The following is a 26,222-nucleotide window of genomic DNA, read 5'->3' on the forward strand; positions in this document are numbered from 1 at the left end:
GGAGCACGCCTGGCGCCAGCGAGGCTGGCGATAGTAATAGCATCAAGTAACAGTGAAAGGACTTTGTATGACTGCGCTCAAATCCAGCCTGGCCAGCCCGGGCATGAATCCCCCTCCGCCTCCCGGCGCTTCCAGCAAGCCAGTTGCCGCCGCCGACGAGCGCGTGGGCACGACCAGCTGGGTCAAACGGTTTTTTGGCCGCCCCGAGTTCGCCTCGATTTCCGGCGCGGTGCTCGTGTTCGCCTTCTTCGTCATCACGGCCGGCGATTCCGGCATGTTCAACCTCGATGGCGTCGTCAACTGGATGCAAGTGGCGTCCTACCTGGGCATCATCGCCATCGGCGCCTGCCTGCTGATGATCGCCGGTGAATTCGACCTGTCGATCGGCTCCATGATCGGCTTTGCCGGCATGATGATCGCCATCCCGACGATTTATTTCCACTGGCCGCTGTGGGCCGCCATTATTTTCGCCTTCGCCGGTTCCATGGCGCTGGGCTGGCTCAACGGCTACATCGTCATCAAGACGCGCTTGCCATCGTTCATCGTCACCCTGGCCTTTCTGTTCATCCTGCGCGGCCTGACCCTGGCCCTGTCGATCATGTTTGCCAACCGCACCATCGTCAGCGGCGTGGGCGAGCTGGCCGCCAACGACTGGCTGGCCAGCCTGCTGTTCCACGGCAATGTGGCCACTGGCCTGTTCCACTGGATGGGCGCGCATGGCTGGATCGCCGTGCTCGACGACGGTTCGCCGCTGGTGAAAGGCATTCCCAAAGTCATCGCCTGGTGGCTGGTGCTGGCCGCCGGCGCCGCGTTTGTCCTGTCGCGTACCCGCTTCGGCAACTGGATGTTCGCCGTCGGCGGCGACGCCAACGCGGCCAAGAATGTGGGCGTGCCGGTGCGCAAGGTAAAGATTTCCCTGTTCGTCTTCACGGCTTTCTGCGCCTGCCTGTTTGCCACCTTGCAAGTGTGCGATATCGGTTCGGCCGCCGCCGACCGCGGCATGCAAAAGGAATTCGAAGCCATCATCGCGGCCGTCATCGGCGGCGCTTTGCTGACGGGCGGTTACGGTTCCGTCGTCGGTGCCTGCTTCGGCGCGCTGATCTTCGGCGTGGTGCAGATCGGCATCACTTATACCAACATCAATTCGGACTGGTTCCGCGTGTTCCTCGGCGTCATGCTGCTGATCGCGGTGCTGTTCAACAACTTTGTACGCTCACGCGTCACGGAAGCGAGATAAATCATGAGCGAGCATATTCTTGCCCTGGAAAATGTCAGCAAGCGCTTCGGCTCCGTGCTGGCCTTGCAAAACATCACCATGCGGCTGAAGGAAGGCGAAGTGCACTGTTTGCTGGGCGACAACGGCGCCGGCAAGTCCACCCTGATCAAGACCCTGGCCGGCGTGCACAAGCCCACCGATGGCCAGTACCTGGTCGATGGCAAGCCCGTCGTCTTCAATTCGCCCAGCGAAGCGCTGGACATGGGCGTGGCCACCGTCTACCAGGATCTGGCGCTGGTGCCGCTGCTATCCGTGGCGCGCAATTTCTTCATGGGCCGCGAGCCGATGAAGAAGCTGCTGGGCCTGGTGCCCGTGATGGATATCGATTACGCGGCCGAGACGGCGCGCGACAAGCTGGCCGAGATGGGCATCATGGTGCGCGATCCGCACCAGGCCATCGGCACCATGTCGGGCGGCGAAAAGCAGTGTCTGGCCATCGCCCGCGCCATCCACTTCGGCGCCAGGGTGCTGATCCTCGACGAGCCGACGGCCGCCCTGGGCGTAAAACAGTCGTTCAATGTGTTGAAACTGATTTACAAGGCGCGCGAGCGGGGCATTTCCGTGATCTTTATCACGCACAATGTGCACCATGCGTATCCCGTGGGCGACTCGTTCACGTTGTTGAATCGGGGCAAGTCGCTGGGCACCTTCACCAAGGATACGGTGAGCAAGGATGCCTTGCTGGACATGATGGCGGGCGGTGCGGAAATGCAAACGCTGATGAGTGAACTCGACGGTGTCACGATTTAAGGATAGCCATGAATAATTCCACACAATTTGCCCAGGGCCGCGCGCTCGACGTGATCTGCCTGGGCCGCCTGGCGGTGGACCTGTACGCGCAGCAGATCGGCAGCCCCCTGGAAGACGCGACGAGCTTCGCCAAATACCTGGGCGGCTCGTCGGCGAACATCGCCTTCGGCACGGCACGGCTGGGCTTGAAGTCGGCCATGCTGTCGAAAGTGGGCGACGACCACATGGGCCGTTTCCTCACCGACACCCTGGCGAAAGAGGGCTGCGACGTCAGCCACGTGGGCATCGACCGCGACCGCCTGACGGCCTTAGTCATGCTGGGCATCAAGGACAAGAACACCTTTCCCCTGATTTTCTACCGTGAAAATTGCGCCGACATGGCCATCGACGCCGCGTCGGTGGATGCGGCCTTCATTGCGTCGAGCAAGGCGCTGCTGATCACCGGCACGCATTTCTCCACGGCGGCCATGCACGCCGTCAGCACGCAGGCACTCACATTGGCCCGCGCCAACAAGGTGCGCACCGTGCTCGACATCGACTACCGGCCCGTGCTGTGGGGTTTGTCGGGCAAGGCCGATGGCGAAACGCGTTTCGTTTTGAACGAAGGCGTGACCGCACACTTGCAAGGCATCCTGCCTCATTTTGATTTGATCGTCGGCACGGAAGAGGAATTCATGATCGCCGGCGGCGGCGCGGACATCATGGCCAGTTTGCGCGCCGTGCGGGCCGCCACCCTGGCCACCCTGGTCGTCAAGCGCGGCCCGCTGGGTAGCGCCGTCATCGACAATGTGGTGCCGCACAGCCTCGATGACGCATATAACTACCGTGGCGTGCGTGTGGAAGTGTTGAACGTGCTGGGTGCGGGCGACGCGTTTCTGTCGGGCTTTTTGAAAGGCTGGCTGCGCGGCGAGGATTACGAAGCGTGCTGCCGCTATGCGAATGGCTGCGGCGCCCTCGTCGTGTCGCGCCATGGCTGCGCGCCGGCCATGCCGTCGCCCGTCGAGCTCGATTACTTCCTCGCCAATGCCGCCAAGCTGACGCAGCCGGACCAGGACGCCACCTTGTCGCGCCTGCACCGCACGACGGTCGCGCGCAAGGAGTGGAACGAGCTGTGCGTATTTGCCTTTGACCATCGCACGCAATTTTTTGAGCTGGCGCAACAGACGGGTGCGCCCGAGTCCGCCATTGCGGCCTTGAAACAATTGATGGTGCAAGCCGTGGCACAGACGGAAACGGCCTTGCAGCTGGCCGGCAAGACGGGCGTGCTGATCGATGGCCGCTATGGCGTCGATGCGCTCAATGATGCGACGGGACGCGGCTGGTGGATAGGCCGTCCCGTGGAATTGCCGGGATCGAATCCGCTGCAATTTGACTGGGGCCGTTCCATCGGCTCGCACCTGCTCAGCTGGCCGAAGGAACACGTGATCAAGTGCCTGGTGCAGCTGCATCCGGACGACGCCGTGGAAAACCGGCTGGAACAGGAAGCGCAAATCAAGGCCCTGTACGACGCGGCGCAAGTGAGCGGTCACGAACTGTTGCTCGAAGTCATACCGTCGGAAGCGTTGCCGCACGGTGACGATACGGTCTTGCGTGCCGTGAAACGTTTGTACAACCTGGGCATTTACCCGGAATGGTGGAAGCTGGAAAGCATGTCAGCCCAGCAATGGCAAGCCATCGATGCCCTCGTGCACGAGCGCGATCCGTATTGCCGCGGCGTCGTGTTGCTGGGCTTGAACGCGCCGATCGCCGCCCTGGCCGCCAGTTTCGAGCAAGCCAGTGCCAGCACCACGTGCAAGGGTTTCATGGTGGGCCGCACCATCTTCCAGGAACCAAGCCGCCGCTGGCTGGCCGGCGAACTCGACGATGCCGGCCTGATCGCCGCCGTGCGCGCCAACTTCGAGCAGCTCATTGGCCTGTGGCAGCGCACGCGCAACCGTCTGGAGCGTGCGGCATGAGCGCCATCCCACACAAAACCGTACGCTTGACCATGGCGCAGGCACTGGTACGCTACCTGGCCGCGCTGCGTACGGACGATGGCCAGTCGCTGTTCGGCGGCGCCTTTGCCATCTTTGGCCACGGCAACGTGGCGGGCCTGGGCGAGGCGCTGTACCAGTACAAGGAAGTGTTTCCCACCTACCGCGCCCACAATGAACAGGCGATGGCGCACGCCGCCATTGCTTACGCGAAAGCCCACATGCGCCGGCGCATGATGGCCGTGACCAGTTCCATCGGCCCGGGCGCCACCAACTTGCTGACGGCCGCCGCGCTGGCGCATGTGAACCGTTTGCCCGTGCTCTTGCTGCCTGGCGACGTCTTCGTCTCGCGCGCGCCGGACCCGGTCTTGCAGCAGCTGGAAGACCCGTCTGACGGCAGCGTTTCCGTCAACGATGCATTCAAGCCGCTGTCACGCTATTTCGACCGCATCGTCTATCCGGAACAGCTACTCACCGCCTTGCCGCGTGCCATTGCCGCCTTGACGGACCCGGCCGCTTGCGGTCCCGTGACTTTGTCTTTACCGCAAGACGTGCAGACGATGGCGCATGACTATCCCGTGGATTTCTTTGAACCGCGCACCGTGCGTTTCCGTGCCATGCCGCCGGTCGAGCAGGAACTGGACGAAGCGGCGGCGTTGTTGAAACACGCGAAACAGCCGCTGATCGTCGCCGGTGGCGGCGTGTTGTATGGCCAGGCCAGCGCCGCCTTGCAGGCGTTTGCCGAACGCCATGGCATTCCCGTGGCCGAAACCCAGGCCGGCAAAAGTTCTCTGCCATGGGACCATCCGCTGCAGCTGGGCGCCATCGGCGTGACGGGCTCGCCTGCCGCGAACGCCCTGGCGGCGGACGCGGACGTGGTGCTGGCCATCGGCACGCGCCTGCAGGATTTCACGACCGGGTCGAACTCCCTGTTTGCCCAGGCGCAACTCGTCAGCCTGAACGTCAACGGTGTTGATGCCCTGAAACGCCGCGGCCTCGGTGTGCAGGCGGACGCGACACTGGGCTTGCAAGGCCTGTCGCGGCTGCTGGGCAGCTGGAACAGCGCGGGCCAGTGGCTGGACCGGGCGCAGCAGGCAGGGAACGCGTGGCGCGAGACAGTCAAAAGCATCACCGGCAAACGCGAGGTGGCCGGCTTGCCGTACGACGGCGAAGTCATCGGCGCCGTGCAGCGCTCGTCACCGGATTCGACGCGCAACGATATCGTCGTCTGCGCGGCGGGCACCTTGCCGGCCGAACTGCATAAACTCTGGCGCACCAGCACGCCAGGTGGCTACCACATGGAATACGGCTACTCGTGCATGGGTTACGAGATCGCCGGCGGCCTCGGCGTCAAGATGGCCAAGCCTGAGCGCGAAGTCATCGTCATGGTGGGCGACGGCAGCTATCTGATGATGAATTCGGAAATCGCCACCTCCGTCATGCTCGATAAAAAACTCATCATCGTCGTGCTCGACAACCGGGGCTATGGCTGCATCAACCGCCTGCAGCAGGCCTGCGGCAATCCTTCGTTCAACAATATGTTGCCCGACAGCGCACCCCGTATCGACTTCGCCCTGCATGCGCAATCGCTGGGCGCGCTGTCCGAACACGTGGCCAATATCACCGAGCTGGAACAGGCCATGCTGCGCGCCCGCGCCGCGCCCCGCACGTATCTGATCTGCATCGATACGGACGACACGCGCACGACGGAGGAGGGCGGTTGCTGGTGGGAAGTGGCCGTACCGGAAGTGTCCACCCAGCCAGCCGTGCAGCTTGCGCGCACCCGTTATGAACTTGACCGCCTGAAACAAAGGAATTGAGATGAATACATGGAATGTGAAGATCGGCATCAACCCGATCTCGTGGATGAACGACGATTTGCCGAGCCTGGGCGGCGAGACGCCGCTGGAAACGGCATTGAAAGAGGGCGCCGAGATCGGCTACGTGGGTTTTGAACTGGGCAACAAGTTTCCCAAGGATGCGCCATCCCTGAACGCCGTGCTGGGCAAATACCATCTCGCCTGTGTTTCCGGCTGGTACTCGGGGCGGCTGGCGCACCGCTCGGCCGAAGAAGAGATCGCTTCCGTAGCGTCGCATTTACGGCTGCTGGCCGACAGCGGCGCCACCGTCATGGTCTACGGCGAAGTGGCCGACGCCATTCAGGGCGAAGCGCGCCCCCTGTATAAACGCCCGCGTTTCCAGTCGCAGCGGCAATGGCAGGATTACGCGGACAAATTGACGGCGTTTGCGAAACACTTGCTCGACCACGGCGTACGCCTGGCCTACCACCACCACATGGGCGCCTACGTGGAAACGCCGGCCGACGTGGACCAACTGATGGCCTTGACGGGCCCCGAGGTCGGCTTGCTGTTCGACACGGGCCACATCACGTTTGCGGGCGGCGATGCGCTGGCGGTGCTCAACAAACACATCGACAGGATTTGTCACGTGCATTGCAAGGACGTGCGGCCCAACGTCGTGAAACTGGCGCGCAATGGCCATTGGAGTTTCCTGCAGGCCGTGATCAATGGCGCTTTCAGCGTGCCGGGCGACGGCAGCATCGACTTTCCCGCCATCTTCACGCGCCTGTATCTGCACGGTTATGCGGGCTGGCTGGTGGTGGAGGCGGAGCAAGACCCGGCCGTCGCGCCCAGCTATGAATACGCGAAGATGGGCCACGATTACCTGGCCAAGCTCGTCGAGGCGATTCCGCGCCTGGGTCGGGAGGCGGCATGAGCAGCCCGCTGCTGGTGAAAGCAGGCCAAGGCCAGACCATCGTCGAGGTGACACCGGAATCGGCCGGCTGGACCCATGTCGGGTTTGCCGCGCACCGTCTTCCAGCGGGCGAGTCCTTGCAGCTGGACACGGGCAAGCGCGAACTGTGCATCGTCGTGCTGACGGGTACGGTCACGGTGCGGGCGGGCGATCAAACCTGGGAAGCCATCGGCGGACGCGCCAGCGTGTTTGAAGACCGTTCGCCGTACGCCGTGTATGTCCCGATAGCAACCACGGTCAACATCACGGCAGTGAGCAATGCCGAGGTGGCCCTGTGCAGCGCGCCCGCCACGACCCGCCATCCAGCGCGCCTGATCGACCCCGCCACCATGACGCGTTCCGTGCGCGGCAAGGGCGCCAATACGCGCTATGTGTGCGACATCCTGCCGCAGACGGAAGAAGCCGATGGCTTGCTGGTGGTCGAGGTGGTCACGCCGTCCGGCCACTCGTCGAGCTATCCGCCGCACAAGCACGACAGCGACAATGTGCCGCTGGAAAGCTCGCTCGAGGAAACCTATTACCACCGCCTCAACCCGGAACAGGGCTTTGCCTACCAACGAGTCTATACGGACGACCGCAGTATCGACGAAGCCATGGCCGTGGAAAACCACGACGTGGTGATGGTGCCCAGGGGGTACCACCCCGTGACCGTGCCGTATGGCTACGATGGCTATTACCTGAACGTGATGGCCGGCCCGAAACGCGTGTGGCACTTTAAAAATGACCCGGCCCATGACTGGCTGATGACGAAATAACCAAGGACAAGCAATGACAACGCAACAGATCGGCCACTTTATTGGTGGCAAACCCATGGCTTCGCGCGCCGAGCGCACGAGCGACGTCTTCAATCCCGCCACGGGCGCCGTGACGGCGAAGGTGGCGCTGGCGACGCCTTCCGAGCTGAACGCGGCCGTGGCGGCCGCCCACGCGGCCTTTCCCGCCTGGTCGCAAACGTCACCGCTGCGCCGCGCGCGCGTCATGTTCAAGTTCAAGGAATTGCTGGAAGAACACTCGGATCAACTGGCCGCCCTGATCACGGCGGAGCACGGCAAAGTGTTTACGGATGCCAAGGGGGAAGTGACGCGTGGCATCGAAGTGGTGGAGTTCGCCTGCGGCATCCCGCAGATGATGAAGGGAGAATATTCGGAGCAAGTGGCCGGCGGCATCGACGCCTGGTCGATCCGCCAGGCGCTCGGTGTCTGTGTCGGCATCACGCCGTTCAACTTTCCCGTGATGGTGCCGATGTGGATGTTCCCGATGGCCATTGCCTGCGGCAATACCTTTGTCTTGAAACCGTCGGAGCGCGACCCGTCGGCCAGCCTGCTGCTGGCCCAATTGCTGACGGACGCGGGCTTGCCGGACGGCGTCTTCAACGTGCTGCAGGGAGACAAGGAAGCCGTCGACGGTTTATTACACCACCCGGACGTGCGCGCCGTCAGCTTTGTCGGTTCCACGCCGATCGCCGAATACATCTACGCGACCGGCTGCGCGCAGGGCAAGCGCGTGCAAGCGCTCGGTGGCGCGAAAAACCATATGGTCGTCATGCCCGACGCGGACATTCCCCAGACGGTCGACGCGCTGATGGGCGCCGCGTTTGGCTCGGCCGGCGAGCGCTGCATGGCCATTTCCGTCGTCGTGGCGGTGGGCAATGTGGCGGACCAGTTGGTGGAAGCCCTGGTGCCGCGCATCGCCGCCTTGAAAATCACGCAAGGCATGGATGTACAAGCGGAAATGGGCCCGGTGGTGACGCAAGTGCACAAGGAGAAGATCGCCGGCTACATCGCCAAGGGGGTGGAAGAGGGCGCGAAACTCATCTGCGACGGGCGCGCTTTCGTGCTGCCCGGCCATGAACAGGGCTTTTTCCTCGGCGGCAGCCTGTTCGACCACGTCACGCCCGAGATGACGATCTATAAAGAAGAAATCTTCGGCCCGGTGCTGTGCATCGTGCGCGTGCCGGACTTTACGACGGCGCTGGACCTCGTCAATGCCCACGAATATGGCAACGGCACGGCGATCTACACGCGCGACGGCAACACGGCGCGCGAATACACGCACCGGGTGCAGGTGGGCATGGTCGGGGTGAACGTGCCGATTCCCGTGCCGATGGCCTTCCACAGCTTCGGCGGCTGGAAGCGCAGCCTGTTTGGCGACCACCATGCGCATGGCCCGGAATCCGTACGCTTTTATACGAAACAGAAGGCCGTCACCCAGCGCTGGCCTGCATCGACGGCGGCCGGCGCCGAGTTTGCCATGCCGACACTCAAGTAAAGCACCTTGTAAACCCGGCTGGTTCGCTTCTTGCTTACTGCAATGGTTGTGTTTAGCCATTGCAGATCGCTCCCATGACGTCCAGCCGTACCCAGCCTTTGCGCATCGTTGTCGTCAACACCATTGTCGAGCACGGCGTGCACGAGAATGCGGCCTTGGCTGCCCAGGTGCAGCGTGGCAATGCCTTGCGCATCGGCTTGCTGGAATCGGGCTTCGACATCGTCGCCTCGCTGCCAGCCGACCTCTACCTTCCCGAGCGCATCGCGCAACTGCAGCCTGATCTCATCATCATCGACGCCGAATCGGACGCGCGCGACGTGCTCGAGCACATCGTCATCGCCACGCGCGACGAGCGCCGCCCCATCGTGCTATTTACCGAAGACGGCGCCAAGGCCAGCATCGACGCGGCCATGGCGGCCGGCGTATCCGCGTACATCGTGGCCGGCTTGCAAGCCGAGCGCATCGAACCCGTGCTCAATGTGGCCCTGGCGCGCTTCCGGCAGGAAGAAAAACTGCGCGCCGAATTGCTCGACACGCGGCACAAGCTGCAGGAACGCAAGGTCATCGAGCGGGCAAAGGGCCTGTTGATGACGCATCACGGCTTGACGGAAGAGCAGGCTTACCAGCGTTTGCGCAGCATGGCCATGAACAAGAAACTCAAACTGGCGGACATCGCCCAGCGCATCCTCGACGTGGAAGATTTGCTGGGATGACGGGGTATGCCAATTTTATGACGTGGTTTTATGACATATCGTGGTGCAGTGCACTGTATTGGTGCAATGCTGCCAGCAAGGTCAGGCAAAGGAATCCAGTATGACAGAGCAAGCGGGTAGCCCATCGGCAAGCAGCGCCCAGGTGATGCGGTCCCTGCATCCGGAAAAACAGACGATACGCATCGGCTACCTGCCGCTGACCGATTGCGCCTCGTTGGTGATGGCCTCAAAATTGGGCCTGGACGAAAAATACGGCATCAAGATCGAGCTGAGCCGGGAGATGTCGTGGGCCGGCGTGCGCGACAAATTGAATAGCGGCGAGCTCGACGCGGCCCACGTGTTGTACGGTCTCGTGTATGGCGTGCAGATGGGTATCGGCGGGCAACAGCACGACATGGCCGTGCTGATGAACCTCAATCACAGCGGCCAGGCCGTGACCCTGTCGGCGGCGCTGGCGCGCGAGGGCGCCCACGATGGGCCATCGCTGGCGCGGCACATGCGCGGCGCGGCGCGGCCATTTGCGTTTGCGCATACTTTCCCGACGGGCAACCACGCGATGCTGCTGCAATACTGGCTGGCCGCGCATGGCATCGATCCGCTGCGCGACGCGCGCGTGATGACGGTGCCGCCGTCGCAGATGGTGGCCGCCTTGCGCGCGGGCCAGATGGATGGCTTTTGCGCCGGCGAACCTTGGGGCTACAAGGCCATCGTCGATGGCGTGGGCGTGACGGCCACCACCAGCGGCGCCATCTGGCCCGACCATCCGGGCAAGGTGCTGGGCACCAGCGCCGCGTTTGCGCAGCAGCATCCGAACAGCTGCCGCGCCCTGATCGCCGCCGTGCTCGAGGCGGGACGCTGGATCGACGCCAGCGATGCCAACCGGCTGGCCATGGCGGCCACCCTGGCCGAACCCGCTTATCTGCATACGCTGCAGGAAACCCTGGCGCCGCGCATCCTCGGCCATTACCAGGATGGCCTGGGCAAGACCTGGGACGAGGCGCATGGCTTGAAGTTTTATGGCGATGGCGCCGTCAATTTCCCGTACTTGTCCGACGGCATGTGGTTCATGACCCAGCACCGGCGCTGGGGCTTGCTGCGCGACGAACCCGATTACCTGGCTGTGGCAAGGCAAGTCAACCGCATCGACCTGTACCGCCAGGCGGCGGAGATGACGGCCACACCTTTGCCGCCATCCCCCATGCGCAGCTCGACCCTGTGCGACGGCGTCGTGTGGGACGGCAGCGCGCCGGAAGCGTACGCGGCATCGTTTGCCATCGGCCATTTTTTCTGATTGGAGAGTGCATCATGACGCAATGTGGTAGCGTAACCCTGGTCGGCGCCGGTCCCGGCGACCCGGACCTGCTGACCTTGAAAGCCGTGAAAGCCATCGCACGGGCCGACGTGGTGCTGATCGACGACCTCGTCAATCCAGCCATCCTCGCGCATGCGGCACACGGCGTGCGCGTGGTCGAAGTAGGCAAGCGGGGCGGCTGCGCGTCCACGCCGCAAGCGTTCATCGAGCGCCTGATGCTGTCCGAGGCGCGCGCCGGCCTGCACGTGGTGCGCCTGAAAGGGGGCGACCCGTATCTGTTCGGACGGGGCGGCGAAGAGCGGGCCTACCTGCGCAGCCATGGCGTGGCCGTCGAGGTGATACCCGGCATCAGCAGCGGCCTGGCCGCGCCGACCAGCATCGGCGTGCCGCTCACGCACCGCGGCTGGAGCCAGGGTGCCATCTTCGTCACGGGACACGGCAAGGATGCCGCGTCCGAGCCGAACTGGGCGGCCCTGGCGCAAAGCAAGCTCACCCTCGTCATCTACATGGGCGTGGCCCGTGTGGCGGCCATCCAGGCCGGCTTGCTGGCTGGCGGCATGGCGCCCGGCACGCCCGTGGCCGTGGTGCAATCGGCCAGCCTGGCCGCCCAGCGCCAGTTGCTGAGCACCTTGCAAACGTTGCCCGGCGACTTGCTGGCCAGCGGCCTGGGCAGTCCCAGCATCATCGTCGTGGGCGACGTGGTGCGTTGCGCCGACGCCTGGGATGACCATGGCGCAAGCACATTGCAGGCTGTCTCGGTCTGACCTCAGCGGATCGGCAGGGCCACGGGACGGATGGGCGCCGCGTCGCCGCCACGGAATTTCAATGACGCGCCGATGAAGGCGAACTGGTAGACCTTGTCGCGCGACAGTGCTTCCAGGTCGACCAGTTCCAGGATGGGCGTGCCCTGCTGCGCCAGCAGATACGTGTGCACGGGGAGGTAGTTGCCCGCCACTTCCGAGGGAAACGCCTCGAAACTGAGGTTGTCCGCGCCCACCACCATGGCGCCGCCGTCTTCCACGAGAAATTTCGCCGCGTCCAGCGACAGGCCGGGCGGATTGGCCATGTACGCTTGCGCCTGCTCATAATGCTGCATGCGGCCCGTGCGTATCAGCACCACGTCGCCTTTTTCCAGCGTCACCTTCTGTTTGGCCAGCGCCGCGCGCAAGTCTTGCCGCGTGACCCGGTAATTGTCGGGCAGCTGCGATAGTCCCTTGGCCACGGCCACGTCGATCAGCACGCCGCGCGCGACGATGGGCGGCAGCTTTTCCGCGCCCGTCACGGTCCAGCCCCGGTCGCCCAGGTATTGCTCTTCCGTAAATCCATTCCAGATCTTGCCGTTCAAGCCGAAATGGTTGAGCGCGTCGATATGCGTGCCCATGTGCGCATACATCGACACGGCCGAACCCGTGTAGCTGACGTGGCGGTTCATGGACTCGCCCACGCGCATCGAGTCGGCCACCACATTGCCCTTCGGCGTGTGCGTCATCCACATCTGGTAGGGCGGGTCGCCTGCCGCCTGCCAGCTGGGCATGCCGACATAGAAATCGACGGCCAGGTCGTAGCTCTTGCCGCCGTCGATGCGCGCGAGGATGGCGGCGCGTGAGGCCGCTGTCATCAGGTTCAGGCGGCCTATCTCGTCTTTCGGCCCCCAAGGACTGATGCCCACTTCGGGCAGGGCGGCGGCCGGGGCGGCCTGCACCGTGCCGGCCAGCAGGGCCAGCAGCAGGGCGGTCAGGGTGATCGATGGTGTGAACATGGGGTACTCCTTGCGTGACATGAATGAAGAAGTCACCATCATATTGTTTTCAATTTCAATGATAATCAGCGATAAATTAATAAGATATTTAACTGAGGGGAAAGAATCATGGATGTCCTGGCGCACATGCGCGTGTTTCGCACGGTCGTCGAGCGCGACAGCTTCAGCAAGGCGGCGCTCGATATGAATCAGTCGGCGGCCGCCATCAGCAAGCAGGTGCGCCAGCTGGAAGCGCATCTGGGTACGGTGCTGCTGGTACGCACGACGCGGCGCATGAGCTTGTCGGATGGCGGCCGGGCCTACTATGCGGAATGCTGCCGCCTGCTCGATGAAATCGACGCGCTGGAACTGGCCACGCGCGGTTGCACCGGCAAGGTGGCGGGGCGGCTGCGCGTGAATGCGCCGCTGTCGTTTGGCCTGAAGGTGTTGTCGCCGCTGCTGCCGGACTTCATGGCCCGCTATCCGGACGTCAGGATCGAGATGACCCTGGATGACCGCCTGCGCGACGTGGTGGGTGAAGGCTATGACGTGTCGCTGCGCATCCGCGCCGCGCTGGCCGATTCTTCCCTGGTGGCGCGCCGCCTTGGCGATGTCGAGCAGATGATTTGCGCGTCGCCCGCCTATCTGGCGCGGCGCGGCACGCCCCGGCAGGCGCAGGACTTGCACGCTCACGACTGCCTGGCCTACCGGCTGGCCGACAGCCCCGGCGTCTGGCAGCTGGCCGGCCCGGAAGGGAACAGCAGCATCATCTTGCCCGTGCGCTTTTCCGCCGACAGCAGCCTGCTGCTGGCCGACATGCTGGTGGCGGGGGTAGGCGTGGGCGCGCTGCCGTCGTTCGTCGCCGCACCGCTGCTGGCCAGCGGCGCCCTGGTGCGCGTGCTGCCGTCGCACGGCATGGCCAGGCGCGGCGTGTATGCCTTGATGCCCGATGGACGCCATGTGCAGGAAAAGGTGCGCGCCTTTTGCGACTTCCTGGCCGGCGCGCTGCAGGCGGCGTAAGCGTGTTGTTTTCCGGTGCAACCATCGTACGCGCTTTTTTTCTTCCACAAGCGCGTCGGGCAGGGGCTTTGATAGTATCCTCGTACTTGCTGGGCGGCCGCAGCGCCGCCCATTCGAGGAAACCGGAATAAGCGATCGACAATGCACACTTTGAGCAAGGGCGGGGCGGGATCAGGCATCAGGATCTGGGCGGGTGGCCTGTTGCTGGCCCTGGCGGTGGGCGGCGCCTTGTATGCGGGTGCGGCGCGCACGGTCAACGACGATGCCGAACAGCGTTTCGACAATCTCACGCATGGCGCCCAGCATAGCCTGATCACGCGCGTCAAAAGCTATTCCGACCTGCTGCGAGGACTCGAAGCCCTGTTTCGCACCAGCGAGCATCTGACGCGCCGCCAGTTCCACGATTACGTGGCCGGCCTCGATATCGTGCGCCAGTTCCCTGCCATCGAATCGGTCAACTACGCGGCGGCCGTCCCGGCGGCGCAGCGCGCCGCTTTCATCGAGGCCGTGCGCAAAGATACCAGCCTGGCGCCGCGCGGCTATCCCGCCTTCACCATCCGGCCTGCAGGCGAACGGCCGGAATACACGGTGCTCACTTACCTGGAACCCGATTCCCTGCTGGCCGAACGCATGGGCGTCGATATTGCCGCCAACCCGCTGGTGGCGCAGTCGCTGGCGCAGGCACGCGACAGCGGCGAAGTGAGCGCGTCGGGGCAGGTGATCATGATCAAGGGGCCGCCCGCGCACGTGGGCCTGGGCATGCGCCTGCCCGTGTACCGCAACGACATGCCGCAGGGCAGCGTGGCCGAGCGCCGCGCCGCCTACCAGGGCTCCGTCGGCATCGGCTTCGGCGTGGCGCAGCTGGTGCACAGCGCGCTCGAACGCAGCGCCCTGGAACCGCTGCACCTGACCCTGTACAGCGCGGCCGGCCCTTTGCCGGCCAGCGGGGCCCTGGCCATCACGCCGCAGGACCGTTTGCTGTTCAACGATGACGGCGACCTGTCGGCGCCACCACCGCAACCGGGCAGCGATGCCGACTATTTCGACCAGGTGCTGCCCGTCGCCTACCAGGGCGGCCTGTGGAAAGCCCATTTCCGCGTGCGCAAGGCTGAACTGTACAGCCCCTTCGACCGCTATTTTCCGTGGCTGGCGCTGGTCGTCGGCCTGGCCGGCACCCTGCTCATTTATGGCTACATCTTTACCCTGTACCGGTCGCGCCGCAACGCCGTGGCGCAGCGCACCCTGCTCGATACGGTGCTCGACAGCGTCGACGCCTACGTCTACATGAAGGATGCCGACCTGCGCTACCGCTACGTGAATGCGCGCACGGCGAAGATACTGGGCCGTCCGGCGGAGCAGCTGATCGGCCGCCAGGACGGCGAGTTGATGCTCGGCGATGCGGCCGCTGCCGCGCAGCGCACGGAGCGCCAGGTCTTCGACAGCGGCGCCAAGTTCGTCGGCGAGGAGCGCTTCGTCGATGCGCAGGGCCAGGTGCATCACCTGTGGAGCGTGAAGGTGCCGCTGGGCTTGCCCGGTCCCGTCACGGGCTTGATCGGCCTGTCCACCGACGTGACGGAGCTGCACCGCCTGAAAGAGCAGGCCGACGCGGCCAGCCAGGCCAAGAGCGACTTCCTGTCGAACATGAGCCATGAAATCCGCACGCCGATGAACAGCATCATCGGCATGGCGCACCTGGCCCTGAAATCCGTGGCCGACGCGCGCCAGCGCGACTACCTGCAAAAAATCTACCATTCGGGCCAGCATTTGCTGGGGCTGATCAACGACATCCTCGACTTTTCCAAGATCGAGGCGGGCAAGCTGGAACTGGAGGTGCTGGACTTCCGTCTCGACAACCTGCTGGCGAACGTCGCCAGCCAGCTGGGCGACGCGGCGGCCGTCAAGGGCCTGGCGCTGCAGTTCGATATCGCGCCCGAGTTGTCGCAGCGCTGGCGCGGCGACCCGCTGCGCCTGGAGCAGGTCCTGCTGAACCTGACCAGCAACGCCATCAAGTTTTCCGACAATGGCAGCATCTTCGTGCGCGTGCGCCAGTCCGAGGAACGGGGCAGTCACAGCATGCTGCGCTTCGAAGTGCAGGACCGGGGCATCGGCATGAAGCAGGAAGAAGTGGCGCAGCTGTTCCGCTCCTTCCACCAGGCCGACCCATCGACCACGCGCAAATATGGCGGCAGCGGCCTGGGGCTGGTGATCAGCAAGCAGCTGGTGGAGCTCATGGGCGGCAAGGTGGGCGTCTACAGCCAGCCGGGACTGGGCAGCACCTTCTGGTTCACGGCGCACCTGGAGAAAAGCGCGCAGGCGTCCGACGAGCGCATCGCCGAAGTCGAGCCGGAAGTATTGGGCGTGATACGCGGCGCGTCCATCCTGCTGGTGGAAGATAACGTCTTCAGCCAGCAAGTGGGCTGCGAATTGCTGGAAGACGCCGGCGCCACCGTCTGTGTCGCCGGCAATGGCCGCGAAGCGCTGGAATTGCTGGCCCGCCAGCGCTACGACTGCGTGCTGATGGACGTGCAGATGCCGGAGATGGACGGCTTCGAGACGACGCGCCGCATCCGCGCCGACCCGCGGCTTGCCGGCCTGCTGGTGATCGCCATGACGGCCAATGCGGGCAGCGAAGACCGCGCCCGCTGCCTGGCGGCCGGCATGGATGAATTCGTGACCAAGCCGATCGCCCCGAATCTGCTGTTTCACCTGCTGGCGAAATGGTTCCGCCTGCGCGGTGGTATTGGCGGCATCGGCCATGCGCGCGCGGGCGACGGGCTGGCGGCGCCGAAAACGCCGTCGGAGCTGCGTGACACGGCCATCCTCGACCTTGCCACCCTGGCGCTCACGTTCAGCAATGACGTCGGGAAGATGCGCAAGTACACCCAGCTGTTTCTCGACACGGCGCGCGACGGCATCGCCGAAATGGAGCAGGCCATGGCGCTGGAAGACCTGGGGCGCCTGGCCGACCTGGGCCACCGCAGCAAATCGTCGGCGCTGGCCGTGGGTGCGCATGCCTTTGCCAGCCTGTGCACGTCGATCGAAGGCTTGCGTCTGGGCGGCGACATGCAGCAGGCGCGCGCCTTGCTGACGGCCCTGGGGCCGGCGCTGGCGCAGGTGGCGGAACAAATTTCCATGGAATTTGCTTCCAGCGACGCCCCCTGACGCACGCAGCGGCGATAATAGGCGTTTGACGTCTGCGGCCACCTGGCCGCAGGCGCGGCAACTCATCGGATCAGCATGCATACACCCGTCACGCCCGGCCTCCTCATCCTGCACGGCAACCAGCTGGAACAGCTGCGCGCCGCCGTCTTCCAGTGGCTGCGCCAGCATCCGCTGGCGCCGCTGGAAACGGATATCTTCCTGGTGCAGTCGAACGGCGTGGCCGAATGGCTGAAGATCGCCCTGGCCGAGGAAATGAAAGTGTGCGCCGCCACGCGCATCGCGCTGCCGGCGCGCCTGCTGTGGGAAAGCTACCGGGGCATGCTGGGGCGTGACAGAGTCCCGCGCGTGTCGCCGTTCGACAAGTCCCCGCTGACGTGGCGTTTGATGCGTCTTTTGCCCTCGCTGCTGGCCGACCCCGTGTTTGCGCCGCTGCGCTACTTCCTGGCCGATGGCGATTGCGAACGCCGGCTGCAGCTGGCCGAGCGCCTGGCCGACCTGTTCGATCAATACCAGGTCTACCGCGCCGACTGGCTGGCCGACTGGGCGGCGGGGCGCGACCAGTTGCGCACGGCGCGCGGTGAATCCATCGTTTTGAAGGACGACCAGCGCTGGCAGGCGCAGTTGTGGCGCGCCGTGGGTCTGGATGTCGAGGTTTCCGAGCGCGACACGGGCCGCGCCGACATCCACGAGGCCTTCCTGGCGGCGATTGCCGCCGGCAATGCGCCGATTGGCAAGCTGCCGCGCCGGGTCGTGCTGTTTGGCGTGTCGGCCTTGCCGTACCAGACCTTGCAGGCGCTGGCCGCGCTGGCGCGCCACACGCAGGTGGTGCTGGCCGTGCCCAATCCCTGCCAGTTCTACTGGGGCGACATCATCGATGGGCGCGACTTGCTGCGCGCGGAAAACAAGCGCCAGCGCCAGCGCAACGGCACCGACCTGGCGCAGATTCCGCTCGAAGCGCTGCATGCGCACAGCCACCCGCTGCTGGCCAGCTGGGGCAGGCAAGGGCGCGATTTTATCCGCATGCTCGACGAATTCGACGAACACGCGCAAGCGGAAGGGCGCGACGACAGCCTGCGCATCGACCTGTTCGGCGAGGAAACGGGCGAAACCCTGCTGCAGCAGGTGCAGGTGGCCATCCGCGAACTGCGTCCGCTGGCCGAGCATGAACAGGTACCGCCCGATGCGGCCGATCGCTCGATCGAATTTCACGTGGCGCACAGCGTGCAGCGCGAAGTGGAAGTGCTGCACGACCAGCTGCTGGCCATGTTTGCGCACAGCGCCGAAACGGGCTTGCGTCCGCGCGACGTGGTGGTGATGGTGCCCGATATCGACACCTTCACGGCCGCCATCCACGCCGTCTTCGGCCAGTACCGGCGCAACGACGAGCGTTTCATCCCGTTCGAGATCGGCGACGTGAAGGACCGCAGCGTCAACCCGCTGCTCGTCGCGCTCGAGTGGCTGCTGCAGCTGCCGCAGCAGCGCTGCCGCCAGAGCGAGGTGCGCGACCTGCTCGACGTGCCGGCGCTGGCCGCCCGCTTTGGCTTGCAGCCGGACGACCTGGCCACCCTCGGTGCCTGGATCGAAGGGGCGGGCGTGCGCTGGGGCCTGGACCAGCAACACCGCGCCGGCCTGGGGCTCGGTGCGGCCGGCGAACAGAATGCGTGGATCTTCGGCGTGCGGCGCATGCTGCTCGGCTATGCCAGCGGCAGTGGCGCCAGCTTTGGCGGCATCGAACCGTATGCGGAAGTGGGGGGTCTCGATGCGGCGCTGGCGGGCTCGCTGGCGCAGCTGGTCGAGGCGCTGCTGCACTGGCGCACCGTGCTGGCCGGCACGCGCACGCCAGCCGAGTGGGGCGTGCAGGCGCGCGCGCTGCTGGCCGCCTTCTTTGACGCCGACGACGAGGGCGACCGATTGACCCTGGCGCAGCTGGAAGGCGCCTTGCAGGGCTGGCTGGAAACGTGCGAGCACGCGGGCTTTGTCGAGTCCGTGCCGCTGTCCGTGCTGCGCGTGGCGTGGCTGGGCGCGCTCGACGAGCCGACCCTGAACCATCAATTCGTCTCCGGCGGCGTCACCTTCTGCACCCTGATGCCGATGCGCGCCGTGCCGTTCCGCGTCGTGTGCCTGCTGGGCATGAACGATGGCGACTTCCCGCGCCGCGCGCAAAAGGCCGATTTCGATTTGCTGGCGCTGCCCGGCATGGCGCGTCCGGGCGACCGCTCGCGCCGCGACGATGACCGCTACCTGATGCTCGAAGCCTTGCTGGCCGCGCGCGACAAACTATACGTGAGCTGGGTGGGGCGCAATGTGCGCGACAATTCCGAGCAGCCGCCGTCCGTGCTCGTGTCGCAGCTGCGCGACTACCTGGCCGCCGGCTGGTCGCTGGACCGGCATTTGGCAAGCCTGACGACCGAGCACGCGCTGCAGCCCTTCAGCCGCCGCTATTTCGAGGCCGATGGCTTGCTGACGTACGCCCGCGAATGGCGCGTCGCGCATGCGGATGCGCTGGTGCAGGCCGAGGAACTGGCGCTGGGTCCCTACGAACTCGATCCCGGCACGCGTTTGAAACTGGGCGAGCTGGCCAGCTTTTTGCGCCAGCCCGTCAAATACTTCTTCCGCCGCCGCCTGAGCGTGCATTTCGCCGATGCGGCCATGCTGGGCGAGGATGAAGAACCGTTCGGCCTGAATGCGCTCGAACGCTATCTGCTGGAAGACACCATGCTCGATGACGGCGGTGCCGTGGAGGACATCGGCGACGTGCGCGCCAGCCTGGAAGCGCGCGCGCAGCGGCTGGCGCGCGAGGGCGTGCTGCCGATCGGCCTGATCGGCCGGCAAGTGCAGGCGCAGCTGGTCGAGGCGCTCGTGCCCGTGCGTAGCGCATGGCTGTCCTTGCGGGCCTCCTTCCCTTACGCGGCCGACAAGCGCGCCATCAACTTGCCGTTTGGCGAAGTGCAGATCGACGACTGGCTCGACAAATTGTGCAGCAACGGGCAGGACACGGCCTGGCTGATGCAGATTTCCTCGAAGGTGACGGACAAGGGCGGCCTGGCGCGCGGCGACAAGCTGATGCTGATGTGGCTGCGCCAGCTGGCCGCCGCCGCCCTCGGCTTTCCCGTCACCGGCTACCTGGTGGCGCGCGACGCCATCGTCTGCATGGCGCCGCTCGATCCCGCCGCTTCGCGCGACGCGCTGGCTACCTTGCTGGCGCTGTGGCGCGAAGGCATGAACCATCCGCTGCCCACGGCCTGCAAGACGGGCCTGGCGCTGGTGCAGCAGGGCGACCCGCGCGCCGTGTATGACGGTGGCTTCGATATGTCGGGCGAACGCGAGGAACTGTGCCTGGCGCGCCTGTGGCCCGAGTTTTCCGCGCTGGCGCTGGAAGAAGCGTGGGAAGACTGCACCCGCGAGCTGTATGGCCCGCTGGCCGACTGGCTGCAACAGCACATCACGATCGACCCTATCAGCGCGCCCGATGATGGCGCGGGAGAAGAAGCATGACGAGCCATTTGCTCAACCCCCTGGCGTTCCCGCTGCACGGCTCGCGCCTGATCGAAGCGTCGGCCGGCACGGGCAAGACCTGGACCATCGCCGCGCTGTACGTGCGCCTCGTGCTGGGGCATGGCGACGACGACAGCCGCTTTACACGTCCGCTGCTGCCGGCCGACATCCTCGTGATGACGTTTACCCGCGCCGCCACGCGCGAATTGTCGAACCGCGTGCGCGAGCGCCTGATCGAGGCGGCCGCCTATTTCCGCCATGAGTCCGGTGGCAGCGACCCGTTTCTCGACGCCTTGCTCGAATCCTATCCCGACGAGAGCGAACGGCAAAAGGCCGCGCACCGGCTGATGCTGGCCGCCGAGACGATGGATGAAGCGGCCATCTTCACCATCGACGCATGGTGCCAGCGCATGCTGCGCGAGCATGCGTTCGACAGCGGCAGCCTGTTCGACGAGGAACTGGTCAGCGACGAGCAAGCCCTGTTCGAGGATGCGGCCCACGATTACTGGCGCCAGCAAGTCTATCCCTTGCCGCCGCAGGCGCTCGACGTGCTGCTGGCCTGCTGGCCCGACGTCGGCGCGCTGAAGAAGGGCGCGCGCGAGCTGGCGCGCCGCGCGGACATCATGCGCATGGCGGACGAGGAACCGTTATCCATGCTGATCGCACGCGAACAGCGGGCGCTGGCCGCCCAGTTGGCCACCCTGAAGGCGGGCTGGGTCGAGCGCGTCGACCAGATGGCGATGTGGATCAACGACCATCGCGCGGCCAATCCAAAATGTTTTAACGGCGTCAAGATGAAGCCGGAAAACCTGGCGAAGTGGTTCGACGGCTTGCGTAAATGGGCGCAAGATCCCCTGTTGCTGCTGCCGGCCATCACGGCCAAGGCGTGGGAGAGATTAACGCCGTTCGGCATCGAGGATGCGTTTGCCAAGAGTTTCACGGCGCAGGTGCCCGAGTGCTTCGAGCATACGGAGGCGCTGGGGATCTCCCTGGCGGCCCTCACGCCGCTGGCGCACAAGCTGCACCTGCATGCGGCGGCGGCCATCGCCCGGCGCATGGATCAGTTGAAACGCCAGTCGCGCCAGTTCGGTTTTGCCGACATGCTGCAGCGATTGCACGACGCGCTGGCCGGCGAGAATGGCGCGGCCCTGCGCCAGCGCATCATCGACCAGTATCCATTGGCCATGGTCGATGAATTCCAGGATACGGCGCCAAGCCAGTACCAGATCTTCAATTCTCTGTACCGCATTGCCGACAACGATCCGGCCCTGGGTCTGTTCCTGATCGGCGACCCGAAACAGTCGATCTACGGCTTTCGCGGCGCCGACATCCAGAGCTACCTGGCGGCACGGCGTGCGACAACGGGACGCCACTACCAGTTGGGCACCAACTACCGCTCGACGGCGCCGCTGGTGGCGGCCGTCAACCAGCTGTTCCTGCACGCCGAGCGCGACGAGGTGCCGGCGGGCGCCTTCCGCTACCGCAAAAACGGCGAGAATCCGCTACCCTTCGAGGCCGTCGACGCCAAGGGCCGCGCCGAACACCTGGTGAACGCCGGCGGTCCGCTGCCGGCACTGCTGGCTGCCTGCGCCAGCGATGAAGCGCTGCGCGGCGACAGCTACCGCGAGTATTTCGCGCAGCACTGCGCCGAACACATCGTCGCCATGCTGGGCGATGCGCAAGCCGGTTTTACGGGCCCCGACGGGTTTGCGCGCCTGCAGCCGGCCGACGTCGCCATCCTCGTGCGCGACCGCAAGGAGGCGGCCGCCATCCGCCGCGCGCTGGCGCGCCGCCGGGTCGCCAGCGTCTACCTGTCCGACAAGGATTCCGTCATCGACAGCGAGGAAGCGCAAGACGTGCTGCGCTGGCTGGCGGCGCTGGCCAACCCGCTCGACGGGGGACTGGCGCGGGCCGCCTTTGCCACGCGCACCATCGGCCTGTCGCTGGGCGAGCTGGCGCGCCTGTCGAGCGATGAACTGGAATGGGAACGCCGGGTCGAACAACTGAAGGCCCTGCATTTGATCTGGCAGCGCCAGGGCGTGCTGGCCATGCTGCGCCGCTTCATCCACGAATTGCAGCTGCCGGCCATGCTGCTGCAGCAGACGGGCGGTGAACGGCGGTTGACGAATCTGCTGCACCTGGCCGAACTGCTGCAATCGGCCAGTCGCCAGCTCGATGGCGAGCAGGCGCTGATACGCTGGCTGGCCGAGCAGATCGCCGGCGAAGGCGAAAACGGCGACGAGCGCGTGCTGCGCCTGGAAAGCGATGCGGAACTGGTGAAGGTGATCACCGTGCACAAATCCAAGGGGCTCGAATATCCGCTCGTGTATCTGCCGTTCGCCGTCACGGCACGCAAGGTGGACAAGCGCAACCGCAGCTTCTTCGACTATGCGAACGACGATGGCGAACGCCGCCTCGACCTGTCCTTGTCCGACGAGGCCATGGCGGCGGTGGAAGAGGCGCGCATCGAGGAAGACTTGCGCCTGCTGTACGTGGCGCTGACGCGGGCGCGCCACTTTTTGTGGCTGGGCGTGGCCGCCCAGGCCGCGCGCAAGGCGGGCGAGAACACCTTGCACGAATCGGCGCTCGGCTATCTGCTGACGGGCGGCGACAAGCTGCCGTTCGACCAGCTGCTGCTGCGCTGGCAGCAGGTGGCGGGCAGCTGCGACGCCATCTATGTCAGCACCTTGGGGCAGGCCGACGCCTGCACGGTGCTGGACCGGGTGGAGCGGCGGCCCGAGTTGCGGCCCGCGCCCGTGTTCGCGGGTGAATTCGAGCGCGACTGGTCGGTGGGCAGCTTTACGTCGCTGACGCGCCAGATCGGCGCCGTGACGGCTGCGCACGTGCCGCAGCGGGCGCTGGAAGAAACCCTGCTGGAAGATGGCACGGCGGTGGCCGTGGTCGCGCCGACGCATATGGGCGACGCGCCGTGGCACCGCTTCCCGCGCGGCTCCGTGCCCGGCAATTTCCTGCACGAGCAGCTTGAGTGGATGGGCGGCGAAGGGTTTGACAGCGTCCACGATGACAACTTCGACACCCGCCTGGCCGCGCGCTGCGAGCGGGCCGGCTGGGGCCACCGCCAGGACGACGCCATCGCCTGGCTGCGGGAAATCGCCATCACGCCGCTGCCGCTGCTCGATGCCTCGCTGTCGCAGCTGGACAGCACCCTGTCCGAGATGGAGTTCTGGTTCCCCAGCGAGCATTTGTCCACCGAGGCGCTCGATAAACTGTGCACGCGCTTGCTGCTCGATGGCGCGCCGCGTCCCGTGCTGCCGCGGCGCCAGCTGCACGGCATGCTGAAAGGCTTTGCCGACCTGGTCATCGAACGGGATGGCCGCTACTGGGTGCTCGACTACAAGTCGAACGCGCTGGGCGCCAACGACGCGGCCTACCACACGCAGGCGCTGGCGGCCGGCATGGCGCAGCACCGCTACGACATCCAGGGCGCCATCTACATGCTGGCCCTGCACCGGCTGCTGAAAAGCCGTCTTGGCGATGCCTACGACCCGGCCGAGCACCTGGGCGGCGCCATCTTCCTGTTCCTGCGCGGCATAGCGAATGCGGACACGCATGGCTGCTACTGGCTGGCGCCGCAACTGGAACTGCTGGACGGCCTCGATCAACTGTTAGAAGAAACGGAACACCATGCAGCATGACGCGCAGTTGGATACCCTGCAGATGGATGCCTTGTTCAGCCATGTCGACGGCCTCGCCGAGGGGGGCCATCTGCGCCGCCTGAGCGCCGCCTTTGCACGCTTCATCGCCACGCTGGACGAGGGCGCGCCGAATGCGTCCGCCTTGGCCGTGGCCTGCGTCGTGCTGTCCGAGCTGGAAGGGCGGGGGCACAGCTGCCTGATGCTGGCAGACCTGGCCAGCGAACCGTCGCAGTTGCTGGGCTGGAGCGAGGAGCTGTGGCATGGCGTGCTGGCCGTTTCCGGTCCGCTGCCGGGCAGCGTCGCTGGCTGGCGCGCGCTGCTGGCCGGCGCGCCGCAGGTGTGGACGGTGGGCGCGGCCGACGTGCGCCAGCCGCTGGTGCTCGATGGCGACCGCCTGTATTTGCGCCGCTACTGGCGCGACGAAACCCTGGTGGGCGAAAAAATCGCCGCGCGCGCGCAGGATTTGACGAATCCGCCGCTGCCGCAGGTGCGGCTATGGCTCGATATCCTGTTCGACCAGCCGTCCAAGGACGGTGGCCCGGACTGGCAAAAAGTGGCGTGCGCCATCGCCCTGCGCGGCAAGGTGGCCATCATCACCGGCGGCCCCGGCACGGGCAAGACGTACACGGTGGCCAGTTTGCTCACCTTGCTGTTTGCCGTCTCGCCACAACCGGAGCAGCTGCGCATCGCGCTGGCCGCGCCGACCGGCAAGGCGGCCGCGCGGCTGAAACAGTCGATCGACAAGGCACTGGAAGGCTTGGCGGCCAAGGCGGGCGATGCGTTGCCCCTGCTGGAACTGGCGCGGCGCATGGGCGCGGCGCGCACCCTGCATAGCTTGCTGGGTGCGCGGCCCGATACGCGCGCCTTTGCCCACCATGCGGGCAATCCGCTCGACGTCGACGTGCTGATCGTCGATGAAGCGTCGATGGTGCACCTGGAAATGATGGCCTCCGTACTCGACGCCTTGCCGCCCAAGGCGATATTGATCCTGCTCGGCGACAAGGACCAATTGGCGTCCGTGGAGGCGGGCGCCGTGCTGGGCGACTTGTGCCATGACGCGCAGGCGGGTGGCTACACGGACGCCACCATCGCGTATGCGCAGGCGGCCAGCGGCGTGGCCATTCCGCCCGCCTTTGCGGGGACGGCCGGCGCGCTGGCGCAGCAGACGGTGATGCTGCGCCACAGCCACCGTTTCAGCGGTCCGATCGGCGAGCTGGCCTTGGCCGTGAATGGCGGCAGGCCCGATCTTGCCAAGGCCTGTTTCGCCGGCGACAGCGGCGGTCAGCTGGCATGGAGCGTGCCCGCGCAGCAGGAAGACGTGCTGCGCCTGGCCTTGCGCGGCCGCGCGGAGGCACCGGGCGGCTACCAGCCCTACCTGGCGCTGGTCAATGCCGGCGAGGCCGCGTACGCGCAGCATGACGACTGGGTGCGCGCCGTGCTGCATGCGTTTGAAGCATTCCGCATCCTGTGCGCCGTGCGCGAAGGCGAGTGGGGCGTGGCCGGCTTGAACACGGCCATCGAGCTGCGGCTGGAAAAAGAGGGGCTGATACGCCGCAGCGAGTGGTATGTGGGCCGTCCCGTGATGGTCACGCGTAACGATTACGGTACGGGCGTGTTCAATGGCGACATCGGACTGACCCTGCGCGACCCGGCGCGGCCGGGATCATTGCGCGTGTATTTCCTGGAAGGGGAAAACGTGCGCAGCGTGCTGGCCACGCGCCTGCGCCACGTGGAAACGGCGTTCGCCATGACCGTGCATAAATCGCAGGGTTCGGAATTCCGTCACACGGTGCTGGTGCTGCCGCAGGAAGGCGGCGCCATGCTGGCGCGCGAACTGGTCTACACGGGCATCACGCGCGCGCGCGACTTCTTTACCCTCGTCTCGCCCACGCAGGCCGTGCTGTTCGACGCGATTCTGCGCCGCACGCAGCGGGCAAGCGGCTTGAGAGGGTTGATCGGCTGACAGGGTTAGGTAGGTTTCTGCACGGAAATATATGTGTTGTATTCCGAATATTGATGATAATTGTTCCGATTTTTGTGTGAAAATGCTTTCATAGAGAAAGTAGTGCAGAGCATTGTTTCTT

General features: G+C 65.4%; 16 protein-coding genes. 15 read left to right on the top strand and 1 reads right to left on the bottom strand.

Annotation, left to right across the window (positions count from 1 at the left end):
- Nucleotides 1–103: 103 nt before the first annotated feature.
- The 10 genes from CLU90_RS02160 (at nucleotide 104) to cobA (ending at nucleotide 11,831) form a co-directional block, all read left to right on the top strand.
- Nucleotides 104–1,237: an ABC transporter permease gene (locus tag CLU90_RS02160; RefSeq protein WP_175539440.1), complete on the top strand. Its 1,134-nt coding sequence runs from the start codon at nucleotides 104–106 to the stop codon at nucleotides 1,235–1,237.
- 3 nt (nucleotides 1,238–1,240) lie between these two features.
- Nucleotides 1,241–2,026: an ATP-binding cassette domain-containing protein gene (locus CLU90_RS02165; protein ID WP_034757661.1), complete on the top strand. Its 786-nt coding sequence runs from the start codon at nucleotides 1,241–1,243 to the stop codon at nucleotides 2,024–2,026.
- Nucleotides 2,027–2,034: 8 nt separating this feature from the next.
- Nucleotides 2,035–3,981: a bifunctional 5-dehydro-2-deoxygluconokinase/5-dehydro-2-deoxyphosphogluconate aldolase gene (locus CLU90_RS02170; protein ID WP_100427065.1), complete on the top strand. Its 1,947-nt coding sequence runs from the start codon at nucleotides 2,035–2,037 to the stop codon at nucleotides 3,979–3,981.
- Nucleotides 3,978–5,819, top strand: coding sequence for a 3D-(3,5/4)-trihydroxycyclohexane-1,2-dione acylhydrolase (decyclizing) (gene iolD / locus CLU90_RS02175; protein ID WP_100427066.1), 1,842 nt, complete (start codon nucleotides 3,978–3,980; stop codon nucleotides 5,817–5,819). The genes CLU90_RS02170 and iolD overlap by 4 nt, the downstream gene beginning before the upstream one ends.
- Nucleotide 5,820: 1 nt before the next feature.
- Complete coding sequence (gene iolE / locus CLU90_RS02180; RefSeq protein ID WP_100427067.1) at nucleotides 5,821–6,735, top strand: myo-inosose-2 dehydratase; 915 nt, start codon at nucleotides 5,821–5,823, stop codon at nucleotides 6,733–6,735.
- Complete coding sequence (gene iolB / locus CLU90_RS02185; protein ID WP_100427068.1) at nucleotides 6,732–7,529, top strand: 5-deoxy-glucuronate isomerase; 798 nt, start codon at nucleotides 6,732–6,734, stop codon at nucleotides 7,527–7,529. Before iolE ends, iolB begins: the two co-directional genes overlap by 4 nt.
- 13 nt (nucleotides 7,530–7,542) lie before the next feature.
- Complete coding sequence (locus tag CLU90_RS02190) at nucleotides 7,543–9,042, top strand: CoA-acylating methylmalonate-semialdehyde dehydrogenase (protein WP_100427069.1); 1,500 nt, start codon at nucleotides 7,543–7,545, stop codon at nucleotides 9,040–9,042.
- Nucleotides 9,043–9,116: 74 nt separating this feature from the next.
- A complete protein-coding gene (locus tag CLU90_RS02195; protein WP_092719636.1) occupies nucleotides 9,117–9,755 on the top strand; it encodes an ANTAR domain-containing response regulator in 639 nt (212 codons plus the stop codon).
- 100 nt (nucleotides 9,756–9,855) lie between these two features.
- Nucleotides 9,856–11,046 (top strand): CmpA/NrtA family ABC transporter substrate-binding protein, encoded by a 1,191-nt coding sequence (locus CLU90_RS02200; protein ID WP_100427070.1) that lies wholly within the window; start codon nucleotides 9,856–9,858, stop codon nucleotides 11,044–11,046.
- A gap of 14 nt (nucleotides 11,047–11,060) precedes the next feature.
- A complete protein-coding gene (cobA, locus tag CLU90_RS02205) occupies nucleotides 11,061–11,831 on the top strand; it encodes a uroporphyrinogen-III C-methyltransferase (protein ID WP_100427071.1) in 771 nt (256 codons plus the stop codon).
- A 2-nt stretch (nucleotides 11,832–11,833) separates the two neighbouring features.
- Here the strand turns inward: cobA and CLU90_RS02210 are convergent, their stop codons facing one another.
- Entirely contained in the window at nucleotides 11,834–12,826 is a 993-nt protein-coding gene (locus tag CLU90_RS02210) for a cyclase family protein (RefSeq protein ID WP_100427072.1), read from the bottom strand.
- A 108-nt stretch (nucleotides 12,827–12,934) separates the two neighbouring features.
- On the opposite strand from CLU90_RS02210, the gene CLU90_RS02215 reads away from it, so the two are divergent.
- The 5 genes from CLU90_RS02215 to recD all read left to right on the top strand — a co-directional run bounded on the left by CLU90_RS02215 (nucleotide 12,935) and on the right by recD (nucleotide 26,101).
- Nucleotides 12,935–13,825, top strand: coding sequence for a LysR family transcriptional regulator (locus CLU90_RS02215; protein ID WP_092719625.1), 891 nt, complete (start codon nucleotides 12,935–12,937; stop codon nucleotides 13,823–13,825).
- Nucleotides 13,826–13,966: 141 nt separating this feature from the next.
- Nucleotides 13,967–16,987: a CHASE domain-containing protein gene (locus CLU90_RS02220; RefSeq protein WP_100427073.1), complete on the top strand. Its 3,021-nt coding sequence runs from the start codon at nucleotides 13,967–13,969 to the stop codon at nucleotides 16,985–16,987.
- Between the two features lie 75 nt (nucleotides 16,988–17,062).
- A complete protein-coding gene (recC, locus tag CLU90_RS02225; RefSeq protein WP_100427074.1) occupies nucleotides 17,063–20,482 on the top strand; it encodes an exodeoxyribonuclease V subunit gamma in 3,420 nt (1,139 codons plus the stop codon).
- The gene (recB, locus tag CLU90_RS02230; protein WP_100427075.1) at nucleotides 20,479–24,138 is read left to right on the top strand and encodes an exodeoxyribonuclease V subunit beta; all 3,660 of its coding nucleotides are present in this window, start codon (nucleotides 20,479–20,481) and stop codon (nucleotides 24,136–24,138) included. The genes recC and recB overlap by 4 nt, the downstream gene beginning before the upstream one ends.
- On the top strand, nucleotides 24,128–26,101 hold the full coding sequence (gene recD / locus CLU90_RS02235) for an exodeoxyribonuclease V subunit alpha (RefSeq protein ID WP_232731045.1): 1,974 nt from the start codon (nucleotides 24,128–24,130) through the stop codon (nucleotides 26,099–26,101). Before recB ends, recD begins: the two co-directional genes overlap by 11 nt.
- Nucleotides 26,102–26,222: the final 121 nt, after the last annotated feature.

The organism is Janthinobacterium sp. 67, assembly GCF_002797895.1.
In the GTDB taxonomy this organism is placed as follows: Bacteria; Pseudomonadota; Gammaproteobacteria; order Burkholderiales; family Burkholderiaceae_D; genus Janthinobacterium.